This window comes from Allobosea sp. P2_A10 (assembly GCF_056405115.1).
On the sequence record NZ_JBFUCS010000001.1, the window covers coordinates 481828 to 504194 of the forward strand.

Annotated in this window: 18 protein-coding genes and 1 pseudogene; 13 read left to right on the forward strand and 6 right to left on the reverse strand. The window is 66.5% G+C overall.

Annotated features, from left to right (window positions below; all coding sequences use genetic code 11):
- Positions 1-114 precede the first annotated feature (114 nt).
- The 3 genes from trmFO to AC1DZY_RS02400 all read right to left on the reverse strand — a co-directional run bounded on the left by trmFO (position 115) and on the right by AC1DZY_RS02400 (position 3013).
- Complete coding sequence (gene trmFO, locus AC1DZY_RS02390; RefSeq protein WP_476818453.1) at positions 115-1527, reverse strand: methylenetetrahydrofolate--tRNA-(uracil(54)-C(5))-methyltransferase (FADH(2)-oxidizing) TrmFO; 1413 nt, start codon at positions 1525-1527, stop codon at positions 115-117.
- A 170-nt stretch (positions 1528-1697) separates the two neighbouring features.
- A complete protein-coding gene (locus AC1DZY_RS02395) occupies positions 1698-1853 on the reverse strand; it encodes a DUF1127 domain-containing protein (protein ID WP_476818454.1) in 156 nt (51 codons plus the stop codon).
- Positions 1854-2194: 341 nt separating this feature from the next.
- Positions 2195-3013, reverse strand: a complete 819-nt coding sequence (locus AC1DZY_RS02400; protein WP_476818455.1) for an IclR family transcriptional regulator — start codon at positions 3011-3013, stop codon at positions 2195-2197.
- A gap of 355 nt (positions 3014-3368) precedes the next feature.
- Between AC1DZY_RS02400 and AC1DZY_RS02405 the strand changes: the two genes are divergently transcribed.
- The 3 genes and pseudogenes from AC1DZY_RS02405 to AC1DZY_RS02415 all read left to right on the forward strand — a co-directional run bounded on the left by AC1DZY_RS02405 (position 3369) and on the right by AC1DZY_RS02415 (position 7877).
- Positions 3369-4667, forward strand: coding sequence for an MFS transporter (locus AC1DZY_RS02405; protein ID WP_476818456.1), 1299 nt, complete (start codon positions 3369-3371; stop codon positions 4665-4667).
- Between the two features lie 87 nt (positions 4668-4754).
- Positions 4755-6247, forward strand: a pseudogene (locus AC1DZY_RS02410) (amidase).
- Positions 6248-6293: 46 nt separating this feature from the next.
- Positions 6294-7877 carry an ABC transporter substrate-binding protein gene (locus AC1DZY_RS02415; RefSeq protein ID WP_476818457.1) on the forward strand — a complete coding sequence of 528 codons (1584 nt, stop codon included), beginning with the start codon at positions 6294-6296 and terminating at the stop codon, positions 7875-7877.
- 165 nt (positions 7878-8042) lie between these two features.
- On the opposite strand, the gene AC1DZY_RS02420 is transcribed toward AC1DZY_RS02415, so the two are convergent.
- Complete coding sequence (locus AC1DZY_RS02420) at positions 8043-9650, reverse strand: gamma-glutamyltransferase (RefSeq protein ID WP_476818458.1); 1608 nt, start codon at positions 9648-9650, stop codon at positions 8043-8045.
- 36 nt (positions 9651-9686) lie between these two features.
- Between AC1DZY_RS02420 and AC1DZY_RS02425 the strand changes: the two genes are divergently transcribed.
- The 8 genes from AC1DZY_RS02425 to AC1DZY_RS02460 all read left to right on the forward strand — a co-directional run bounded on the left by AC1DZY_RS02425 (position 9687) and on the right by AC1DZY_RS02460 (position 18255).
- Positions 9687-10052 carry a hypothetical protein gene (locus AC1DZY_RS02425; RefSeq protein WP_476818459.1) on the forward strand — a complete coding sequence of 122 codons (366 nt, stop codon included), beginning with the start codon at positions 9687-9689 and terminating at the stop codon, positions 10050-10052.
- A complete protein-coding gene (locus AC1DZY_RS02430) occupies positions 10049-11185 on the forward strand; it encodes a TIGR03364 family FAD-dependent oxidoreductase (RefSeq protein ID WP_476818786.1) in 1137 nt (378 codons plus the stop codon). The genes AC1DZY_RS02425 and AC1DZY_RS02430 overlap by 4 nt, the downstream gene beginning before the upstream one ends.
- The gene (gene phnX / locus AC1DZY_RS02435; protein ID WP_476818460.1) at positions 11182-11967 is read left to right on the forward strand and encodes a phosphonoacetaldehyde hydrolase; all 786 of its coding nucleotides are present in this window, start codon (positions 11182-11184) and stop codon (positions 11965-11967) included. The genes AC1DZY_RS02430 and phnX overlap by 4 nt, the downstream gene beginning before the upstream one ends.
- 15 nt (positions 11968-11982) lie before the next feature.
- A complete protein-coding gene (locus tag AC1DZY_RS02440) occupies positions 11983-13503 on the forward strand; it encodes an alkaline phosphatase family protein (protein ID WP_476818461.1) in 1521 nt (506 codons plus the stop codon).
- A 200-nt stretch (positions 13504-13703) separates the two neighbouring features.
- The gene (locus AC1DZY_RS02445; RefSeq protein ID WP_476818462.1) at positions 13704-14843 is read left to right on the forward strand and encodes an extracellular solute-binding protein; all 1140 of its coding nucleotides are present in this window, start codon (positions 13704-13706) and stop codon (positions 14841-14843) included.
- A 164-nt stretch (positions 14844-15007) separates the two neighbouring features.
- Positions 15008-16105, forward strand: a complete 1098-nt coding sequence (locus tag AC1DZY_RS02450; RefSeq protein ID WP_476818463.1) for an ABC transporter ATP-binding protein — start codon at positions 15008-15010, stop codon at positions 16103-16105.
- Positions 16106-16108: 3 nt separating this feature from the next.
- Positions 16109-17032, forward strand: coding sequence for an ABC transporter permease (locus AC1DZY_RS02455; protein WP_476818464.1), 924 nt, complete (start codon positions 16109-16111; stop codon positions 17030-17032).
- Positions 17029-18255 (forward strand): ABC transporter permease, encoded by a 1227-nt coding sequence (locus AC1DZY_RS02460; RefSeq protein WP_476818465.1) that lies wholly within the window; start codon positions 17029-17031, stop codon positions 18253-18255. The genes AC1DZY_RS02455 and AC1DZY_RS02460 overlap by 4 nt, the downstream gene beginning before the upstream one ends.
- Positions 18256-18465: 210 nt before the next feature.
- On the opposite strand, the gene AC1DZY_RS02465 is transcribed toward AC1DZY_RS02460, so the two are convergent.
- Together AC1DZY_RS02465 and AC1DZY_RS02470 are read right to left on the reverse strand one after the other, a co-directional pair.
- On the reverse strand, positions 18466-19701 hold the full coding sequence (locus AC1DZY_RS02465) for an amidohydrolase family protein (protein ID WP_476818466.1): 1236 nt from the start codon (positions 19699-19701) through the stop codon (positions 18466-18468).
- A gap of 100 nt (positions 19702-19801) precedes the next feature.
- The gene (locus tag AC1DZY_RS02470; RefSeq protein WP_476818467.1) at positions 19802-20566 is read right to left on the reverse strand and encodes a GntR family transcriptional regulator; all 765 of its coding nucleotides are present in this window, start codon (positions 20564-20566) and stop codon (positions 19802-19804) included.
- Between the two features lie 140 nt (positions 20567-20706).
- Between AC1DZY_RS02470 and AC1DZY_RS02475 the strand changes: the two genes are divergently transcribed.
- Both AC1DZY_RS02475 and AC1DZY_RS02480 read left to right on the forward strand, forming a co-directional pair.
- The gene (locus AC1DZY_RS02475; protein WP_476818468.1) at positions 20707-21585 is read left to right on the forward strand and encodes an ABC transporter ATP-binding protein; all 879 of its coding nucleotides are present in this window, start codon (positions 20707-20709) and stop codon (positions 21583-21585) included.
- Positions 21585-22361: an ABC transporter permease gene (locus AC1DZY_RS02480; RefSeq protein WP_476818469.1), complete on the forward strand. Its 777-nt coding sequence runs from the start codon at positions 21585-21587 to the stop codon at positions 22359-22361. The genes AC1DZY_RS02475 and AC1DZY_RS02480 overlap by 1 nt, the downstream gene beginning before the upstream one ends.
- The last annotated feature ends 6 nt before the right edge of the window (positions 22362-22367 follow it).

Below are 22367 nucleotides of genomic sequence, written 5' to 3' on the forward strand. Positions count from 1 at the left end.
GCGTAGCCGCGCCGATCCGGAATCTATCGTAAGACACTGACGGTGCCCTACGATGCATTCCGGGTCTCCGCTTCACTGCGCCCGGAATGACGGCAATGTTCTGCGATAGGCGATCTACTCCGCCGCCTGAACCGCAACCCCGCCGGCCCAGGCCTCCATTTCCACCTTCGCCCGCGCCGTCAGAGCATGTTTGCGGGCGACGCTCTTGGCTGGTCCCTTCAGCTTCTTGCCGTCGGGACCATGCGTCGCCTGGCTCTCGATATGCGGGAACAGGCCGAAATTGATGTTCATCGGCTGGAACGAGCGCGGGCCCTCGTCGATGGTGACGATGTGTCCGCCGGTGATGTGGTTGACGAGCGCGCCGAGCGCAGTCGTGGCCGGCGGCAGCTCCAGCTCCCGGCCGAGGCGCTCGGCGGCCGCCATGCGCCCCGCCAATAGGCCGATCGCCGCGCTCTCGACATAGCCCTCGCAGCCGGTGATCTGGCCGGCGAAGCGCAGGCGCGGATCTGCCTTCAGGCGCAGCCGCTCGTCGAGCAGTTTCGGCGAGTTGAGATAGGTGTTGCGGTGGATGCCGCCGAGCCTTGCGAATTCGGCGTTCTGGAGGCCGGGAATCATCCGGAAGATCGCGGCCTGCTCGCCATATTTCAGCTTGGTCTGGAAGCCGGTCATGTTGAACAGCGTGCCCAGCGCATTGTCCTGGCGCAGTTGCACCACGGCGTAGGCCTTGACCGTGGGATTGTGCCGGTTGGTCAGGCCGACCGGCTTCATCGGCCCCCAGCGCAGGGTCTCGCGGCCGCGCTCGGCCATCACCTCGATTGGCAGGCAGCCGTCGAAATAGGGCGTTCCCTCCCACTCCTTGAATTCGGTCTTCTCGGCCGCGAGCAGCGCGTCGATGAAAGCCTCGTACTGGTCGCGGTCGAGCGGGCAGTTGATGTAGTCGGCGCCGGTGCCGCCGGGGCCGACCTTGTCATAGCGCGACTGGAACCAGGCCTGGTCCATATCGACCGAATCGAAATGGACGATGGGCGCGATGGCATCGAAGAAGGCGAGCGAATCCTCCCCGGTCAGCGACTGGATCCCCGCAGCCAGCGCCGGCGAGGTCAGGGGGCCGGTCGCGATAATGACATTGTCCCAATCGGCGGGAGGCAGGCCTGCAATCTCGGCACGGTCGATCGTGACCAGCGGATGGGCTTCGAGCGCCGCCGTTACGGCCTGCGAGAACCCGTCGCGATCGACGGCGAGCGCGCCGCCCGCTGGCACCTGATGCGTGTCGCCCTTGGCGATGATCAGCGAATCGAGCCGGCGCATTTCCCAATGCAACTGACCAACGGCGTTGCTTAGCGAATCGTCGGAGCGGAAGGAGTTGGAGCAGACCAGTTCGGCCAGCCCTTCCGTCTTGTGAGCCTCGGTACCGCGCACGGGGCGCATCTCGTGCAGCACGACCGGGACGCCGGCGCAGGCGACCTGCCAGGCTGCTTCCGAACCGGCGAGACCGCCGCCGATGATGTGAACGGGTTTATGTGTCATGCCTGCGATGTGTCGGCAGGTGGTCGCGGCGTCAAGAGCAAGACGCCTAAAACAAAACACCGCCAAAACGCAAAATGCCCGCCTTGCGGCGGGCATTCGCTCTTCGACCAGGTCCGAGGGGAGGACAAGAACCCGGGAGAACTACTTGATGGGCCAGATGGCCCTGAACCTCACACGAGCGCGTGGCTGCGAGCGACGAAGGGGATTTCCGAACGCGACAGGCCGAGGTCGTCGAGCTCGCGGTCGGTCAGACGCGACAGCTCGCGAACGGTCTCGCGGTAGCGGAGGTAAGAGCGGATCTTGGCGGCGATCATGGTGACGAACATCTTGGTGGTCCTTGGTTATTCCGGCTCGGGACGGTGCCCACAGCGACAATTTCGTTGTGCACTGCATATATGGGAGCAGGCCTGCCTGAAACAGAGGCGCGAGGTCAATTCCGTTATGCATTTGGAGCATGGCGAGTTAATATTCGTTTCATGTTTCGCAAGACGGCCGCGTTGAGCGCTTAGCAACGCACCCAAGCCAGCAATAAATGCCTATAAAATAGGCTTATTACGACCCAGCGCTCTAGGCACCGGCGGAGGGCTGATTTTTGGGCGCGTGGGCTCCGGCCCTGGAATCGACGACCGCCCATGTTGCATTGCAGCAGAAGGCCGTCCGCCGATTCCTAGACGGCGATCGTGCTCAGGCTGCGGGCGGGGTGGCGCAGCACCTTGTCGAATGGGTTGAGCTGCGCCGCCAGCGCCGTCGCCTCGGCTCGCAGCATCGCGACCACATTCGGCAGCCGTTCGTCATGTAGGCGCTCAGCCAACGTCCCGACGCTGAGCGCGGCGACCGCGCGTCCCTCCGGATCCAGGATCGGCACGGCCGCGCCGGCCATGCCCGGGATGAGGCCGGCATTGAGATTGACCCAACCCTGCGCCCGCGCCTTGGCGAGCGCGTTGCGCAGCGCCGCCTCGTCGAGATAGCCGCGATCGAGCAGGCGGGGCATGTTGAAGCGGATCACGGCCTCGCGCTCGGGCTCGGGCAGATGCGCCAGCATGACGAGGCTGCCCTGGCCTAGTCCGAGCGGCACCTTGCCGCCGATGTCGCCCGTGAAGGTGCAGATCGGGAAGGGGCCCTCGACCCGGTCGAGGCAGATCGCGTCATAGCCCCTGCGCACCAGCAGGAAGACCGTCTCGCCCAGCGTGGCGGACAGCCGCAGCAGCGCCGGAGACGCCAGATCGCGCAGACCCCCGGCTTGTCCCGCACGCGCCGCCAGCACGAAGAAATCGAGCCCCAGCCGATAGCGCTTGCCGCCCGCCACCTGCTCGACAAAACCCTCCGCCGTGAGATCGCGCAAAGCGCGGTGCGCTGTCGGCTGGCTGCACTGGGCTGTGCCGGCGATATCCTTCAACCGCATGCCGGCCGTATCCCCTGCCGCGACGATGCGGAGCAGAGCGAGAGAGCGGCGAAGGCTAGAGCGGGATTCGAGGTTTTCGGTCATGGATACAATCGGCCAAGGATCGAACAATAATTCCATATATCAAAATTGCGACGACAAAAGTTCCTGATGATGGAATTCGTTGTTGACCCGCTTGAGCGGCGGTTCCTTTCTTGCCGGAACGTAATCCGGCGCCACGATCCAACGCGGTCACGCGCCCGCCGACAGAGGTGCCGATGGACCTCCTGACGCCGCAATCCCACACCCGCATCGACGGCGCGGCGGTTGGCGGCCATGACGCCGGCGGCAGGCGGTCCGAACGGCCCAGCGACGTCACGAGCCCGACGCCGACCGAAGCCCGCTCCATCGCCCGTTTCGCTCCCCACGGCGCCGCCGCGCCAGCAAAAGGACCGACGCCATGACCGATCTCGCGCTCTCGCATGCGAATGTGCCTGTAAAGGCGGATGCCGAGCGCGACCGCGCGATCCGGCGCACGGTCCTTGCCGGCTCGATCGGGGCTGTGTTCGAATGGTACGACCTGGTCATCTACGCGATGTTCGTGCCGGTCTTCGCCAAGCTGTTCTTTCCGACGGCCGACCCGACGGTCGGCATCCTGCTCGGGCTGGGCACCTTCGCCTCGGCCTGGCTGGTACGGCCGCTCGGGGCCATGGTCATCGGCGCTTACGCCGACAAGGCGGGCCGCAAGCCTGCCATGGTGCTCTCTGCCCTGCTGATGATGGTCGGGACGGGCGTGACCGCGATCCTGCCGACCTACGCCACCATCGGCCTGGCGGCTCCGATCTTGCTGATTCTGGCGCGGATGGTTCAGGGCTTTTCCGCGGGTGGCGAGTTCGGCAGCGTGACTGCGCTGATGGCCGAGCAGGATCCCAAGCGCGCCGGCTTCTATGCCTCGATCCAATGGGCCTGTTCGGGCTTTTCGGTGCTCCTGGCCTCGCTTTCGGCCTATGCGGTCAACACGCTGCTGACTCCCGACCAGGTGTTGGCCTGGGGCTGGCGCATTCCGTTTGTGTTCGGCGTAATGATCGGCCCGGTCGCCTGGTACATCCGCAAGCGCGCGCAGGAGAGTCCGCTCTTCGCCACGACCGAACACGCCAAAAATCCGCTGCGTGAGATTGCCGCCCATGACAAGCGCATCGTGCTGATCGGCGCGGGCGTGGTCGCGGCGGGGGCCGCCGGCAGCTTCATGAACCAGTACATGCCGACCTTCGCCATCACCACGCTGAAGCTCACGACGGAACAGGCGCTGATCGGCACCATGGTTGCAGGCCTGATCAATACTATCATGCCGGTGATGTTCGGGCATCTTTCCGACAGGGTCGGGCGCATCCCGGTGATGCTGGTCTTCGCGATCGTCGGACTGCTGATGACCTATCCCCTGTTCATCTGGCTTGTGCACGAACCGACGCTTGCCAAGCTCGTCACCATCCAGGCTTTGCTCGCTTTCGTGATGTATTCCGGCTACTTCGCGACCGCGCCGGCGCTGCTCTCGGATCTATTCCAGGTCCGGCGGCGCACGACGGGCATCTCGCTGAGCTATGTGCTGGGCCAGCTCCTGTTTGGCGGCGTCACCCCGCTCGTCGCGGCCGCGCTCGTCGCCCAGACCGGCGACCGCACCAGCCCCGGCATCTATCTGACGGCGATCATCATGCTGAGCATCGTCAGCCTGTGGTTCTGCCGCCGGCTCGGCGTGCGCTGAAGCCGGTTTACAAAGCGGCCCACGGCGTGCCTCCATCGCCGGCGTGCGTCCCGCATGGCGCACCACCCGACGAAGGACCATCCCGCCTTGACCGAACCCTGCGAACTCGACGCCGTCGCGGCGCGCGCCCTGATCGGCTCCAAAAAACTCTCTGCGAGCGAACTGCTCGAAAGCTGCATCGCCCGGATCGACAAGGTCGACCACGCCGTCAACGCCATGGTGGCGCGCGACGATGAACGGGCCCGCATCGCGGCCAAGCAGGCCGACGCGGCGACGATGCGCGGCGAGGCTCTGGGGCCGCTGCACGGCCTGCCGCTGGGCGTGAAGGATCTGGAGAACGTCGCGGGCCTGCGCACCACTTACGGCAGCCAGCTCTTCGCCGACCATGTCCCCGAGCACGACCAGTTGATCGTCGCCAATTGCCGCAAGGCCGGCGCGATCGTGCTTGGCAAGACCAACACGCCCGAATGGGGCGCCGGCGCCAACACCCGCAACGCCGTCTACGGCGCGACGGGCAATCCGTTCGACCCGATGAAATGCGCGGCCGGCTCGTCGGGCGGCTCGGGTGTCGCGCTGGCAACGAGCATGGTGCCGATCGCGACCGGCTCCGACACCGGCGGGTCGCTGCGCAATCCCGCCGCCTATAACGGCATCGTCGGCTTCCGGCCGTCACCGGGGCTGGTGCCCAGCGAAAAGCGCCCGCTCGGCTGGAATCCGCTGAGCGTGCTCGGACCGATGGCCCGGACCGTGCCCGATCTCTGCCTGCTGCTCTCGGCGATGGTCTCCGACGATGCGGCCGATCCGCTGGCGACGACGATCCATGGCAGGACGGTGCGCCGGCCGGAGGATTTCGCCGGCCTGCGGCGATCGACCTTGCTTCGCTGAAAGTCGCGCTGACGCCTGATTTTGGTTTCGCCCCGACCGAGCGCCACATCCGTGAGGTCTTCGCGGCGAAGACCTCCGCCTTCAGCCATCTCTTCGCCGGGGTGGAGGAGGCGACACCCGACTGTGCCGGCTCCGACGAGACCTTCGAGGTGCTGCGCGCGGTCGCCTTTCTCGCCGGCGCCTATGAGCGCGTGCGCGATACCCCCGATCTTGTCGGCCCCAATGTCCGGGCCAATGTCGCCGAGGGGCTGCGCTACAGCGCGCTCGACGTGACGCGCGCCCTCAAACAGCAGACGGTGCTCTACAAGAACTGGCAGTCCTTCTTCGAGCACTACGACGTCATTCTCTCGCCGGCGGTGACGCTGAGCCCGCGACCCTGGTCGGAGCTCTACCCCGCCGAGATCGACGGCACGCCGACGCGAACCTATTTCCACTGGCTCAGCCTTGCCTATGCCGTCACCAATGTCGGCCATCCCGCGATCTCGCTGCCGGTCGGGCTCGACCGCAACGGCATGCCCTTCGGCCTGCAGATCGTCGGCCCGCGCGGCGGCGACGCGAAGGTGCTGGCGGTCGCGGCCGCGCTCGAGGCTGCGCTTGCCGGCGACAGCCTGACCGCCCGCCCGGTGCCCGACATCGGAAAGCTGGCGGCGGCCGCGCCTTTGCGCAATGCTCCGGGCTTCCTGGGTTTCGACTAAAGCCTGTCGCGCGTGCGGCAGTCGTACGACAGAGGGGGACGAGCCGATGAAACGCCGCACATTCCTGAAGGGCGCGACCGCGCTCGCAGCCTCCGGCAACCTGCTCGCCGGCCCGGTCCGTGCGCAGGGCACGGCGACGACGATGCGGTTCGTGCCGCAGGCCAATCTCACCGCACTCGACCCGGTCTGGACCACGGCGACGGTCACCAGCAACCACGGCTACTACGTCTATGATACGCTCTACGGCTTCGATCTGGGCGGGAAACCGCAGCCGCAGATGGCCGAGGGTCATGAGGTTTCAGCGGACGGCAAGACCTGGCGCATCAGGCTGCGCGACGGCCTGATCTTCCATGACGGCGTGCCGGTGAAATCCGCCGACTGCATCCAGAGCATCAAGCGTTGGTGCCAGCGCGACCCCTACGGCCAGCTTCTCGCCAAGGTCACCGACAGCATGGCGGCGATCGACGACCGCACTTTCGAGATCAGGCTGACGCGCCCCTTCCCGCTGTTGCTCGACGTGCTCGCCAAGGCCGACGCGCCGCTCTTCATCATGCCCGAACGGCTCGCCATCACCGATTCGACGAAGCAGATCACCGAGGTGACCGGTTCTGGTCCCTACCGTTTCCTGCCCGCCGAGTATGTCTCAGGCAGCAAGGTCGGCTACGAGAAGTTCGAAGGCTACAAGCCGCGCGCCGAACCAGCCAGCCGCAATGCCGGCGGCAAGGTCGCCCATTTCAAGCGCATCGAATGGCAGATCCTGCCCGACCCGGCGACCGCCTCCTCGGCGCTGATCAAGGGCGAGGTCGACTGGTGGGAGCGCCCTCTGGCCGATCTGCAGCCCCTGCTGGCGAAAAGCCCCGACATCACCCGCGAGGTCACCGACGAGGTCGGGCGCGGCTCGATCATGCGGCTGAACCATCTGCAACCGCCCTTCAACAATCCCAAGGTCCGGGCGGCGGTCCGCATGGCCGTGAACCAGGAAGACTATATGCGCGCCGCGCAGGGCGACGACACCTCGGTCTGGCAGACCTGCCGAAATTTGTGGTGGCGCGGCACGCCCTACTACACCGGCGAGCAGGAAGACCTGATGCCGCAGAGCCTCGCCAAGGCGAAGGTCGCGCTTAAAGAGTCGGGCTATGCTGGCGAAAAGGTCGTCATCATCAACCCGACCGACTTTCCCGATATCGGCCCGCTCGGCGACGTCACCTTCGAACTGCTGAAGCAGCTCGGCATGAACGTCGAGATGTCGGCCAGCGACTGGGGCACGGTGATCCAGCGCCGCAACAGCCGCGAGCCGGTCGAAAAGGGTGGCTGGAGCGTCTTCCACACCAATGGCTCGACGGCGGGCTGGGGTAACCCGGCCTTGTCCTATCTCGTGCGCGGGCAGGGCGCGAAGGCCTGGTTCGGCTGGTATGAAAGCGCCAAGGCCGAGGAACTTGCCGAGGAATGGCTCTATGCGCCCGACGAGGCCGGCCAGAAGAAGGCCGCCGCCACGCTCGGCCGTCTTGCGCTGGAGGATGTCGCGACGATTCCGCTCGGGCAGTTCGTCATCCGCACCGCCTATCGCAAGAGCATGACCGGCATGCTCAAGGGCTCGGCTCCCTATCCCTGGGGTCTGCGGCGGGTGTGAGTCGAGATTGCAGGCATTGCCGTCATTCCGGACAAGCCGCGGAGCGGCGCTGATCCGGAATCCATCGGAAGGTACTACGCTTTACGATGGATTCCGGGTCTTCGCTTTGCTGCGCCCGGAATGACGGTGAGGGTCTTGCGACCGGTTTTCGTCAACCAGCAAAGATTACTTCGTTGCCGCCACCGCCGCCGACCAGGGTGAGACTGCATCGCTCACGCCCTGTGCGCCGCTCTTGTCGACGCTGATGAGGTTGGGGCAGGCGAAGTTGATCGGCAGCACGCCATGCTCCACGATCGAGAGCGGGCCGGCCTGCTCCAGCGCGGTCAGTGTCTCGTCGGGCAGGCGCATGTCTGCTGTCGTCGAGCCCGGTCCTGAGACGTCGATGCGCGGCTGATGCGCGGCCGCGTCGATGTCCATGCCGAAATCGAGCGTCCAGGCCAGCATCTGATAGACGCTGGCGAGGATGCGCCGCCCGCCCGACGAGCCGCCGGCCTGTCGCGGCCAAGAACCATCCTTCGGCGTCACGATCACCGGGCACATGTTGCACAGCGGTCGCGCGCCGGGCGCGATCGCATTGGCGCTGCCGGGGCGTGGATCGAACCACATCATCCCGTTGTTCATCAGGATGCCGCTCTCGGGCAGCACGACGCGGCTGCCCATCGAGGAGAGCAGCGTCGTCGTCACCGAAACGAGATTGCCTTGCCCGTCGACGACGGTGAGATGGGTGGTGCAGGTGTCGCCGGGTTCTTTGGCCGTGGTCGCCGCGCCAAGCCCTTCGAGCCGGCTGGCATAGGCCTGCCGCATCACGGTCGAGAGTTGCGCGAACCAGGCAGCACCGGGTCCGCTCGCGGGTAGCGCCGCCGAATCCATGCCTTCGACGACCTGCGCCAATGTCGGCGCGGCGGTCAGGCCGCCGGCAGTGTGCAGCAGGTGGCTGCCGCGCCAGTCGATGGTCGGTGCGTCGCGAACGGTCGCCTGGCAACCCGCAAGGTCGGTCGCATCGACCACGCCTCCGGCCCTGGCGATATCGGCGGCGAGCAGCTTTGCGGTCTCGCCCTCGTAGAAATCGCGCAGGCCGGCCTTGGCCAGCCGCTCCAGCGTCGCGGCGAGGTTGCCGAGCGGGAAGAAGCTTGGTTCACCCTGATAGGGCGGCACCGGCGGCAGGCCGCTGCGCAGATAGATTCGCGCGCTTTCCTCATAGAGCCGCAGCACCGAGGCGGAGGAGGAGATTTTCAGCGTTGTGTACCAGTCCTGCGCCAGGCCGCGTTTGGCGAGCGCGATGGCCGGGGCCAGCAATTGCGCCACAGGCAGGCCCGAGCCGAAGCTCTCCTGAAGCCTGGCGTAGCCCGCCACCGAGGAGGGGATGCAAAACGAGAGCGGCCCGTGAATGTTCACATCGCCCACCACCTCGGGCCAGGTGAAGAGATCGTTCTTCATAGCGCCGGTCAGTGGATAGTCGGCCGGATCGGCGCGGTGGGGGGCGATCGGGCCGAAATCGACGACCTTCGCTTGCGTGTCTCCAGCCTTCAGCACCAGCGCGAAGCCGATGCCGCCAAGCCCGCTGTTCCATGGTTCGACCGCAGCGAGCGCGAAGCAGGCCGCGACCGCGGCGTCGGCTGCATTGCCGCCGGCCTCCAGGATCGCCGCGCCGGCCTCCGCCGCCTCGCGGTTCTGCGACACGACGATGCCGTTGCGTCCGCTCGCCGACGGCTTGGTCAGGCTCCAGTTCTGCGTGCGGTAGGGCGTGGCGCGGGTCGATGTGGCGGTCGGCATCTGCGTCTCTTTCGTTGTAAGCGCGACGATACTGGCATGGCGGCGCGCCTTGCGTCGAACGCGTCCTGCGCAGATGCGGACTACGCGAACGGCTTGGCTGAACGCCGGCGCAGCGCGTGTCCACTCGGACAGCTTATGCTCGGTCCCGCGCGACGCAGTCATGCACTTGTCATTGATGGCCCGCCTCCTGCAAAGGAGGAACGGGCCGGCCGCGCGGTCTGGCAAGAGAGCATGAAGATGACGGAAACGAGCATGGCTTGGGGGGCGACGGCAGGTCTCGGCGCGACGGACTTGCGCTGCTGCGTGGGCCTTTGCCCGCAGGTCCACGACGCCGAAATCAACCTCGGGATCATGCCGGCGAGCCAGTCCTTCGCCGGCTTCGCGATCGATCGCGAGGTCTGAGGGTGGCCTATGATCTCGCCATTGTCGGCGCCGGCATCGTCGGTCTCGGCCATGCGCTCGCCGCTGCCCGGCGCGGCAAGCGCGTCGTCGTGATCGACCGGGATGCCCAGGCCAACGGCGCGTCCGTCCGCAATTTCGGCTTCGTCACGGTGACCGGGCAGGGCGCCGGCGACTGCTGGAACCTCGCCCGCCGGGCGCGCGATGTCTGGGTCGAGATCGCCGACGCAGCCGGCATCGACATCCTTCAGCGCGGGCTGGTGCTGGCCGCGCGCCTGCCGGAATCGGAAGCCGTGATCGAGGCCTTCCTGCGTACCGAAATGGGCGAGGGCTGCATGCGCCTGACAGCCGCGCAGGCCCGCGCGCATGTGCCGTGCCTGCGGCCGGAGGCGGTCGCGCTCGCCTTGTACAGCACCCATGACGTCCGGGTGGAATCGCGCCAGGCCATTCCGCTCGTCGCGCGATATCTGGCGGAGCATCATGGCGTCGACTTCCGCTGGTCGACCAGCGTCGTGGCGGTCGAGGCTCCGCGCCTGATCACGGCCGATGGCGGCGTGATCGAGGCGCAGGCCGTCATCGTCTGTCCCGGCGACGAATACACCGCGCTCTTTCCCGAGCGCATCGCGGCCTATGGCGTGACCCGCTGCAAGCTGCAGATGCTGCGCGTCATGCCGGCTTCGCCAGTTGCCCTGAACACGGCCGTGATGTCCGATCTCGGGCTCGGCCGCTATCTCGGCTATGCCGAACTGCCGGAAGCAGAGCCGCTGAAGCGCCGGCTCGATACGGACATGGCCGCGCACCGCAAAAACGGCATCCATCTGATCGTGACCCAGTCGGCCGACGGCTCGCTCGTCGTCGGCGACAGCCACCACTATGCGACGACGCCAGACCCGTTCGGCTCGGAAGAGGTCGACCGCCTGATCCTCGACGAGTTCGACGCGGTGCTGGATCTGCCCGGCCGCCAGGTCGTTGAGCGCTGGATCGGCACCTACGCCTCGGCCCCCGGGCGCTGGCGTTTCACCGACAAGCCGTCGGACGCGGTGCGGATCGTGGTGGTGACCTCTGGCTGCGGCGCGTCGACTGCGTTTGGCATCGGCGAAGAGACGATCGACGACCTCTACGGGAGCGCGGCATGAGCAAGTTCAAGGCAGTGGTGTTCGACTGGGCCGGCACCATGATCGATTTCGGCTCCTTTGCGCCGATGGGCGCTTTCGTCGACACCTTCGCCAAGTTCGGCGTCACAGTCACGATCGCCGACGCCCGCAAACCCATGGGCCTGCCCAAGCGTTCTCATATCGCCGCCATGCTGGCTGAGCCCCACATCGCGGAGGGCTGGCGCGCGGCGCAGGGCGCGCTCCCTGACGAAGCGGCGATCGACCAGGTCTATGCCCTGTTCGTGCCGCTAAACGAGGAGGTCGTCAGCGACTACTGCACGCTCATTCCCGGCGCGCTCGAGGCGGTCGACCATATTCGGGCCAGGGGCATGAAGATCGGCTCGACCACGGGCTACACCCGCTCGATCATGGAACGCGTGCTGCCGCTGGCCGCCGCGCAGGGCTATGCGCCCGACAATCTCGTCTGCGCCGACGATCTGCCGCTGGGCCGGCCGACGCCGATCGGCATGTACAAATGCTTCCTCGACCTGATGGTCCATCCGGCCTCGGCCGTGATCAAGGTCGACGATACCGAGCCCGGCATTGCCGAGGGCGTCGCGGCCGGCTGCCTCACGGTCGGGCTCACCCTGTCGGGCAACGAGGCCGGTCTGACGCCGGCCGAACTGGCCGCGCTGCCCGCCGCCGAGCGTCAGGCGCTGCACGAACGCGTCGCGGCAAAACTGTTCGCGGCCGGTGCCGACTATGTCATCGGCACGGTCGCCGAACTGCCCGCTCTGATCGACCGGCTGGAGGACGATCGCTGAATCCGGCTTGAACCCATGAAGCCCAACATCCTGCTGATCACGGCCGACCAGTGGCGCGGCGACTGTCTGTCCGCGATCGGCCATCCATGCGTGCGGACGCCCAATCTCGACGCGCTTGCCGCAGAAGGCGTGCTCTTCGCGCGGCATTTCGCCGGGGCCGCGCCGTGCTCGCCGGCCCGCGCCTCGCTCTATACCGGCCTCTACCAGATGAACCATCGCGTCTGCCGCAACGGTTCGCCGCTCGACGCCCGTTTCGACACGATCGCGAAACTCGGCCGGCGCGCCGGATATGATCCGACGCTATTCGGGTATACCGACGTCTCGCTCGATCCGCGCGGCATGGCGCCGGGTGATCCGCATCTGACGACCTATGAGGGCGTGCTGCCGGGCTTTTCGGTGCGCGAGCTTCTGCCCGAGCATGAAAGGCCCTGGCTCTCATGGCTACGCGAGCGCGGCCATGCCGATGCTACGGACCGTGGCGTGCACAATCCAGCGGGTGTAGGCGGTGCGATCGGCAACGCGCCGCCGCGCTATGGCCGCGACGAGACCCAGACCGCTTACCTCACCGATGCTTTCCTGCGCTGGCATGGCGAGCAGCACGCGCCGTGGTTCGCCCATGTCTCGTTCCTGAGGCCGCACCCGCCCTTCGTCGTGCCCGAGCCCTACAACACGATGTTTGCGCCAAACGACGGGCCGCCCTTCGTCCGCGCCGTCGATCGCGAGACTGAGGCCGCGCTCCACCCCTATCTCGCCTTCCAGATCGCGCAGAATACGCAAGGCGGCTTTGTCCATGGCGCGAAGGGCCGCGTTCAGGACTGGAGCACCGACGAGATCGCGGCGCTCCGCGCCGTCTATTTCGGCATGATCGCCGAGGTCGATGCTCAACTCGGCCGAATCTGGCAGGCGCTGCGCACCAGCGACGAGTGGCAGAACACCCTGATCGTGTTCTGCTCCGACCATGGCGAGATGGCGGGCGATCACTGGCTGCTCGGGAAGGGTGGCTTCTTCGATGCGAGCTATCACATTCCGCTGATCATTCGCGATCCCGTCATGAGCGGGCACGGCGGCCGGCGGGTGAACCTTTTCACGGAAGCTGCCGACATCATGCCGACGCTGGCCGAGCGGCTGGGGCAGGCGCCGCAAAACCATCAGGATGGCCGCTCGCTGCTGCCTTTCCTCGAAGGGCGTACGCCGTCTGGCTGGCGCAACGCCGCCTTCTGGGAGTTCGACTTTCGAGACATCGCTCACGGCGCGCCCGAGGCGCATTTCGGATTGCGCTCGAACGCCTGCAATCTAGCCGTCATCCGCGACGAAGCCTTCAAATACGTCCATTTCGCCGGCCTGCCGCCGCTGCTGTTCGAACTGAAGGCCGACCCTGGCGAAAGCCGCGATCTCGCGGACGATCCCGCCTTCATCGCGGTCAGGCTGCGCTATGCCGAGAAGCTGCTGGCGCTGCGGGCGCGCCATCTCGACCAGACGCTGGCCTATACGCATCTCGCACCGGGCGGACCGGTCTCGCTGCCTTTCGACGCCTGAAACGGTAGGTCGACCCCGACAATGCTTCGCCGGCTCGATGTCGGCCGCGGCCGCGTGAAGCTGGACCCATCGATTCCCCGGTGTGGCTCTAATCTTGCTTGAGTTGTCGCAATAGCGTTCCGGCAGGGTCCGGCCTCCGGGTCGTTTCCGGCCCGGAGCGTCGGCAAGAACCGCAGCTCGTCACATCAGAGGGGATCACGATGATCAAGAAGCCTGGCACTGCCACCGTCGCCCGCCGTGATTTTCTGAAGCTCGCCGCCGCAGCCGGTGCGGGCGTCGCCATGCCCGCCATCATCAGCCCGTCGGCGCTCGCCTCGTCGGGCGAGATCAACATCATGATGTGGTCGGACTACCTGCCCGAGAGCTTCGTCAAGGCCTTCACCGCGTCGAGCGGCATCAAGGTCAACTTCACCGGCATCGGCTCGAACGACGACATCCTGAACAAGATGAAGGCGACCAACGGTCAGGGCTTCGACATCGTCACGCCGACGGTGAACCGCAATCCGCTCTGGAAGGACCTCGGCCTGCTCCAGCCCTTCGACATGAAGAAGGTCGCGATCGAGAAGGTGAACCCGGCCATGGCGCTGGGCGAGGCGCACTGGAACTTCGGCGGCAAGGGCTCCTGCTGGCTGCCGCATCTCTGGGGCACCGAGGGTATCGCCTGGCGCACCGACAAGTTCACGCCGGCTGGCCCCGCGCCGAGCTATTACGACGTCTGGGACGACGCCAATGCCGGCAAGACGATGTGCCGGGGGTCCTCGATGATGGTGGGCCTCGGGCTCGGCATGGAGCGTCGTGGCGAGCTTGCGCCGGGCTCGGTCTGGGCGGCCTATTCGGGCCCCGACAAGATGACGGAGGTCTGGACCAAGCTGACCGAGGTCGCGATCAAGAAGAAGAAGAACCTCAAGCTGCTCTGGAACGACGCCGACGCGCAGAAGAACGGTCTCCTCAACGAGGGCGTCATTGTCGGCCAGACCTGGGACGGCCCGCCGATCGCGCTCAAGACCGCCGGCGAGCCGGTGATGTACCGCGCGCCTGTCGAGGGCGCGATGGCCTGGGTCGATGGGCTCGCTTTGCCGATCGGCGCCAAGAACATCGATCAGGTCTACGCCTTCATCGCGGCCTGCTACGACGCCAAGCTCGCCGGCGAGGCGATCAAGACCCATGGCTACAATTCGCCGGTCATCGGCGCCGACAAGTTCGGCGGCGACACCTACGCGAAGAACTTCGCCGACGCCTATCCGGGGGACGCGCTGGCCAAGCTCAACCCCTGGCCGGCCGAGGCGCCCTGGTACGCCACCAAGCGCTCGGAGTTCGTGAACAAGTTCATGAGCTCCTGAGGCCGTACGCGACATCCAGACCGTCTCCGCGCGTTATCCCGGACAAGTGGCGAAGCCGCGCCGATCCGGGATCCCATTCCTGACCCGTTCCGGAATGGATCCCGGCTCTCCGCTTCGCTGCGTCCGGGACGACGGTGCGCAACATCCCTCGATCCAGGACCAGCATGAACAGCCGGGACGTCGTCCTCGAACACGTATCGATCCGGTTCGGCAGCTATCAGGCCGTCGACAACGCGCATCTCGCGATCAAGGGCGGCGAGTTCTTTTCGTTCCTTGGTCCGTCCGGCTGCGGCAAGACCACGCTGCTGCGCTGCATCTCCGGCTTCGTCTCCCCGAGCGAGGGAAGGGTGCTGATCGGCGGCAAGGATATGAAGAATGTCGGCTCCAACAAGCGCCCGACCGCGCTGATCTTCCAGAACCTCGCGCTGTTTCCGCTGCTGACGGTAGCCGAGAACATCGCCTTTCCGCTCGAGGTGCGTGGCGTCGGCCGCAAGGACCGGCGCAGGCGCGCCGACGAACTGCTCGACATGATCGCGCTGCCCGGCACCGGCGACAAGAAGGTGCACGAACTCTCCGGCGGCCAGCGCCAGCGCGTCGCGATCGCACGCGCGCTCGCGGCCGAACCCGACATCCTGCTGCTCGACGAGCCGCTCTCGGCGCTCGACCTCAAACTGCGCCAGCACATGCGCACCGAACTGCGCCAGATTCAGCAGCGCGTCGGGCTGACCTTCATCTACATCACCCATGACCAGGGCGAGGCCCTGACCATGTCGGACCAGGTCGCGGTGATGAATGCCGGCGTCATCGAGCAGGTCGGCGATCCGCAGACGATCTACAACCGGCCGAAGACGCCCTTCGTCGCCTCCTTCGTTGGCGAGACCAACACCATTCCCGGCAGCGTGCTTGCTCAGCAGGACGGGCTGGTGACGCTCGACACTCCGCTGGGACCGCTCACAGGGCAGGCCGCCGGCGGGCGCGACTATGCGGCCGGCGAACGCTGCCTGCTGTTCGTGCGCCCCGAGCAACTCGCGTTGGCCGAGGGCGACGCGATGCCGAACGCGTTCCCGGCGACCCGCGTCAATGAGGAGTTCGAGGGCTCGATCCGCACGCTGTATCTCAACGCTGGCGGGGTCGATCTTCGGCTCTATCGAATGAACACGGCGACGGACGGCATCGCGCCTTCGGGCGATGGCCCGGTCAGGGTCGGCTTCCGGCCGGAGCAGGCGAGCGTGCTTCCCGCCGATGCGAGCCGGAGCGGCTGAGCGATGGAAGCTGCGCGCCGGATTGTCAGCGATTTCGCCGCCCGCCATGGGCTCGGCGTCGCGGTCTTCGTCGGCGGCGCGGTGCTGTTCTGGATCGTCGTGCTGATCGTGCTGCCGCAACTGGCGATGCTCGACGTGTCCTTCCGCCACAACCTGCCGCGTGCCGAGATCGGCGGTGCGAAGGACGTCTACACGCTGCAGAATTACGGCTATTTCTTCACTGGCGGCGGCAGCGGCGTGAACACGCTCGACATGGGCGTGCTGCTCAAGACGCTGATCGCGGCGATCGTGGTGACGCTGATCGACATCGCCTTGTGCTACCCGATCGCCTTCATCCTCGCCCATTCCGCCAGCGGGGTCGGCGCGAGGCTGATGGTGATCGGGCTGATCGTGCCCTTCTGGATCAACGAGATCCTGCGCGCCTTCGCCTTCCGCGTCCTCTTCGGCGCGACGGGCGTGATCAACGGCGTCGGCCAGGCGCTGGGGCTCTGGTCCTCGCCGATCGACTTCATCCGCGCCGATGTCGCGCTCTATTCGGGCTTGGCCTACACCTATGTGCTGCTGATGGTGTTCTCGATCTACAACGCGGTCGAGACGCTCGACCGCAACCAGATCGAGGCGGCGCGCGATATGGGCGCGAGCTGGTGGCGGGTGCATTGGCGCGTCGTGCTGCCCGTCGCCAAGCCCGGCATCGCGTCCGGTGCGACCATGGTCTTCATGCTGACGGCCGGCGCACTGGCCGCTCCGCAAATCCTCGGCGGCCCGTCGAATCTCTGGTTCACCCAGATCATCTATCAATGGTTCAACGACGCAGGTGACTGGCAGCGAGGCTCGGCCTACGCCACCATCCTGCTGGTGGTCTGCCTCAGCCTCGTCTTCGTGCTGATGCGCGTCTTCAAGGTCTCGATCGGGGCGATCGGCCGATGACGCGCTCCGGGGCAGGCGGCGGCGTCTTCGCGCTCGGCTATTCGCTGCTGTTCTTCCTGTTCCTGTTCGGGCCGCTGCTGATCATGGTGGTCACGGCCTTTAATTCCTCGGCCTTTCCGCGCGTCGTGCCCTGGGAGTGTTTCACCACCGACTGGTTTGGCCTCCTCGTGCGCAACGACCGGCTGATGTCGGGCTTGTGGACCAGCCTGGGCATCGGCATCGCCGTGGTGCTGTTTGCGGTTCCCATCGGGCTGGCGGGCGCGCTGGCGCTGGCCGACGTCAGCCCGCGCATGCGGGCGGGCCTGTATGCCGCGCTGATCACGCCGATCCTCATCCCCGGCGTGGTGCTGGGCATTTCGACCATCGTGTTCTGGGGCAGCGTCGCCCGATTCTTCGGGGCCGGCTATGGCTCGCTCTTCTACAACGGGCTGTTCCTGACCCTGCTCGGACAGGTCACCTTCATCGCTTCCTATGCGATGCTGATCTTCAGCGCGCGCCTGCAGCGCTTCGACCCGCTGCTGACGGAAGCCGCGCTCGATCTCGGCGCGACGCCGGGTCAGGCGTTCCGGAAAATTTTGCTGCCCTTCATGAAGCCGGCGATCGGCTCGGCGGCGTTCCTGACCTTCCTTGCCTCGTTCGAGAACTACAACACGACGGTCTTCACCATCCTCTCGGGCAACACCTTCACCACGGCGCTGGCGTCCAAGATCAGGCTCGGCACCGACCCGACCCTGTCGGCGCTCGCCGTCATCATCATCGCGGTGACGCTGATCGGCGCGATGGTCAACGAGGCCCATACCCGCCGGCAGGAGCTGCTGCGCAGCGGCCGTGCGGGCAAGTCGCGGCTCTACGCGAACCCGGCGACGCGGCTGCTGACCCATCCCGGCGCGATCCTGCTGATGCTTTTGTGTTTCGCCGGACTCGTCGCCTGGCTCGCCAGCCGCAACGACGCCGACGCCTGCCGCGCCGACATCCTGCGCGAAAAGCAGCAGATCCAGGAAAGGCTGATGCAGGAGCAGCGCAGCCGCATCCAGCAGCAGGCCCCGCAGCCGGCGCAGAGTCCGGCAGCGCCCTCCAGCAATCCCTCGCCATTCGGCGGCGCGTTCAACCCGAACTCGATCGCTCCGCCCGGCGCCGCGCCTGCGCCGTCGGCTCCCGCGCCGGCCAACCCGTCCCCGTTCGGCGGAGCCTTCAATCCCGGCTCGCTCGCGCCGAAGCCGTAGTCGACCGAGCAAGAGTCAACCGGATCAAACGCGCCGTCATTCCGGACAAGCGGCCCTCGGGTCCGGCCTTTGGCCGGCCCAAGGACAGGCTCCGCCGCGCCGATCCGGAATTCATCGAAGGGCGCTGTGCTCCACGATGGTTTCGGGGTCTCCGCTTCGCTGCGCCCGGAATGACGGTACAGGGCGATCAGGCGTCGATTTTCCTGGCCGTCACGGCTTGTTCAAAACCGCAGCCGGCCGCGAAAAGCTCTGGCGTCCGCTTTTGAAGCCCATCACCGGCTCGGCGATCCCAGCCAACGCATCGCCGGCACCAGCTGCGTCGAGCACGATCAGGTCGGCGGGGTTGCCGATCGCGATGCCGTAATCGGAAAGCCGCATCAGCCGGGCCGGCAGCGTCGTCACCATCGCGACGCAAGCCTCGAATCCGTCCGGCCCGACCTGCGCGGCATTGGCGTAGAGATTGGCCATCCGCAGCAGCGAACAATCACCAAAGGGCGTGAACGGGTTCAGCACGTTGTTGGTGGCGATCGAGCAGGTCACGCCATGCTCCAGCAGCCTGTGCGCCGGCGTCAGCCCACGCGGGACCGCGTGGCTTGCGTCGCGGCCCATCAGGTAGAGGTCGGTCGCGGGCAATACAGTGACCGCGACGTTGGCTTCGGCGAGGCGATCGGCGGCGCGCGCGAAATCATCCGGCGGCAGCATCGAAAGCTTGGTGACATGGCCAATGGTGACGCGCCCACTATGGCCGCGCAGCGTCGTCTGCCGGCAGACCTCGTCGAGAAGCATCCAGGACGGGTCGAGGTCGAAATCGAGATGAAAGTCGAGATCGACGTCGAAGCGCTCGGAGAGATCGAACAGCCGCTCGATCTGCGCCTTGGGATCGCTGTCAGTGTAGGGGCAGCCACCGAGTACATCCGCGCCTAACGAGAGAGCTTCGACAAGCAATTCGTCCGTGCCCGGATCGTTGGTCAGCCCCTCCTGCGGAAAGGCGCAGATCGACAGATCGAGCCCCCAGGCATAGTCGCGCTTCAGCGCCTTGATCGCCTCCAGGCTTCGCAGACCGGCGCGCGGATCGACCTCGACATGGGTGCGCATCCGCGTCGTGCCCTTGGCGATCGCCGTCTCCAGCACCTGAGCGCCGCGGGCATGGACATCCTCGACGGTGAAATCCCGCTTCATGGCCGAGACGGCCGCGATCGCCTGCTTCAGCCCGCCGCTGATATGGCCGCAGCGCCCGAGCAGGCAGGCCTTGTCGAGATGGACGTGGCTGTCGACGAAGCCCGGGAGAACCGCCCGCCCATCGACGACGATCTCCGGGCAGTCGGCGACGATCCGCTGTTCGATCGCGGCAATACGCCCGCCATTAACGCCGATGTCGACCGGGTGGCTGCGGCCGGCCAGCGTTGCCTGGCGGAAGATCAGATCGAAGGCGCTGTCGGTCGGCATGGCGGGGAGGGGCGGCTTTACGGAGAGAGACGGTCTTGCCGTCATCAGGAGGCATAAAAGTGCATGCAGTTTGTATGCCGCAACGGCTATATGCCGCCGTCTACTCCGCAGCGTCCTGGCGTGGCACGGCCTTCAGCGCCGCCTTGCGGGCTGGCGCCGGGCTCTCTGCGTATGGGGCGAGAATATCCATGATGTCACGGCCGCGCGGCTTCGCCTGCGCCACCAACGCGCGGCTGGCGACGGAATCGAGGTGATGGTGCATCAGCGCCATCACCTTGTCGGCATCGCCGGCGGCGAGCGCGTCGATCAGCGTGCGATGCTCGGTGATCGCGCATTCCGATGAATGCGGCCGGCTGAACAGGGAGAGCGTCAGGCAGCAGCGATAGGCGATCTCGCTGACATAGCGGATCAGGATCGGGCTTTCCGTCATCGTCGCGAGCAGGATGTGGAACTCGGTCGCAAGCCGGATCGAGACCGCATCAGGCCCGTTGCGCGCGGCGTCCTCAGCGTCGACATGAGCGTGAAGCGTGGCGATCTGCGTCTTGGTCAGCCGGCCGGCGAGCTGGCTCACCACCAGCCGTTCAAGCTCGATGCGGATGTCGAAGGCGTCGCGCGCCTCCTGCCAACTCGGCGTCGCCACGACGGCGATGCGGTTGCGTCGGAGTTCGACGAGCCCTTCGGCGGCAAGCTGGCCAAGCGCGTGGCGCGCGATCGTGCGGCTGACGCCGAAACGTTCGCCGAGCGCATCCTCAGGCAGTTTCGCGCCCGGCTCCAGAGCCTGCTCGATGATGGCGCGGCGCAGCGCGCGGCAGATGGTCCCGACCCGGTCGGACGAACCGCGACCCAGATCCTTGTCACGCGCCATCGCTGAAACCCACGCTTCCGAAGGTTCGTCTTAGCGCTTTCGCCGTCTGTTTCGCAATGGAGCCGGCGCCGCGGCGCTGTCCGTCAGGGGCGAGAGATTTCGGGATACAATCTGGCATCAGCTTTGCATGCACTTTTATCATGACCCGCGCGCAGCCTCGACTCGCCTCCAGCACCGATAAGCCGATCCCGCCGACAATTGCGGAGCGTGCCGCGCCGGCTGTCGAACTGTCGCAGGTGTCCGTGACCTTCGGGCGTGGAGCAAGTTCGGTGCCGGCCCTTGCCGAGACCAGCTTGCGCATTTCCGATGGCGAGTTCGTCGCGCTCGTGGGGCCGTCGGGCTGCGGCAAGTCGACGATCCTGCGCCTCGCGAGCGGACTGGTGCGGCCGACCGCCGGCGTCGTCATCGTCGGTGGTCGCGAGGTTTCGGCCAAGGCGTTGCGCATCGGCATGGCTTTCCAGAACCCGACCATGCTGCCCTGGCTGACGATCGAGCGGAACATCATGCTGCCGCTCAAGATCGTACAGCCCTTTCGCTCGCACTATGCGCGGGAGAAAAAAGGCGCCTTTCGCGACAAGGCGCATGCGCTGCTGGCGCAGGTCGGCCTCAAGGGCTTCGCCTCGAAGTATCCCTGGCAGCTTTCGGGCGGCATGCTCCAGCGCGCCAATCTCTGCCGCGCCCTGATCCACGAGCCGCGCCTGCTGCTGCTCGACGAGCCGTTCGGCGCGCTCGACCAGTTCACCCGCGAGGAACTCTGGGCGATCCTGCAGGATTTGTGGCTGGCGCACCGGCCGACCGTGCTGCTGGTGACGCATGATCTGCGCGAGGCCGGCTTTCTCGCCAGCCGCATCTGCGTGATGAGCGCGCGGCCCGGCCGCATCCTCGACGACAGCCCGGTCGGCTTCGCCCGTCCGCGCTCGATCGCGATGACCTTCGAGCCGGATTTCGTCGCGCTCAACCAGCGCCTGCGCGAACTCATCGTCGGCGCGCGCTCGCCCGAAGCCGAGGGAGCGATCTGATGGGCAATCTCAGGCTCCGGCAGAAGCTCTGGTCGGGCGGGCTGATCGTTCTGTTCTTCGCCGGTTGGGAGCTGTTTTGCCTGCTGTCGGGCATGTCGGACCTGATCCTGCCGCGCCCGAGCCAGGTCTTCGTCACGCTTTACCAGCGCATGCCGATCCTCTGGCCGCACATCCTCCAGACGTTAGGCACGACGATGGCGGGCTTCGTTCTCGGCGTCGCGCTCGGCGCGCTTCTCGGCGCGGTCATCGGCGTCTCGCGGACGGCTTACGACACCGTCTATCCGCTGCTGATCGGCTTCTCCTCGATCCCGAAGGTCGCGGTCGTGCCGATCTTCGTGCTCTGGTTCGGGTCGGGCACTGTGCCGGCCGTGCTGACCTCGCTCTCGATCTGCTTCTTCCCGATCGTCGTGAACATCGCGACGGGGCTGGCCACGACCGAGCCGGAGATGGAGGACGTGCTGAAGGCGCTCGGCGCGTCGAAGTTCGACATCCTCTGGAACGTTGGGCTGCCGCGCACCATGCCGTTCTTCTTCGCCTCGCTGAAGGTCGCGATCACCTATGCCTTCGTCGGCACGGTGCTGGCCGAGACCGTCGCCTCCAATCGCGGCATCGGCAACGTGATGATGTCGGCCTCGTCCAACTTCAACGTGCCGCTGGTCTTTGCCGGACTCTTCATCCTCGCGGGGCTGGGCGTGGCGCTCTACGTCGCCTTCTCGCTGATCGAAGCCAAAGTCACCGGCTGGGCCACCCGCAAGAACGATCTCATCGCCGCCTGAAAACTG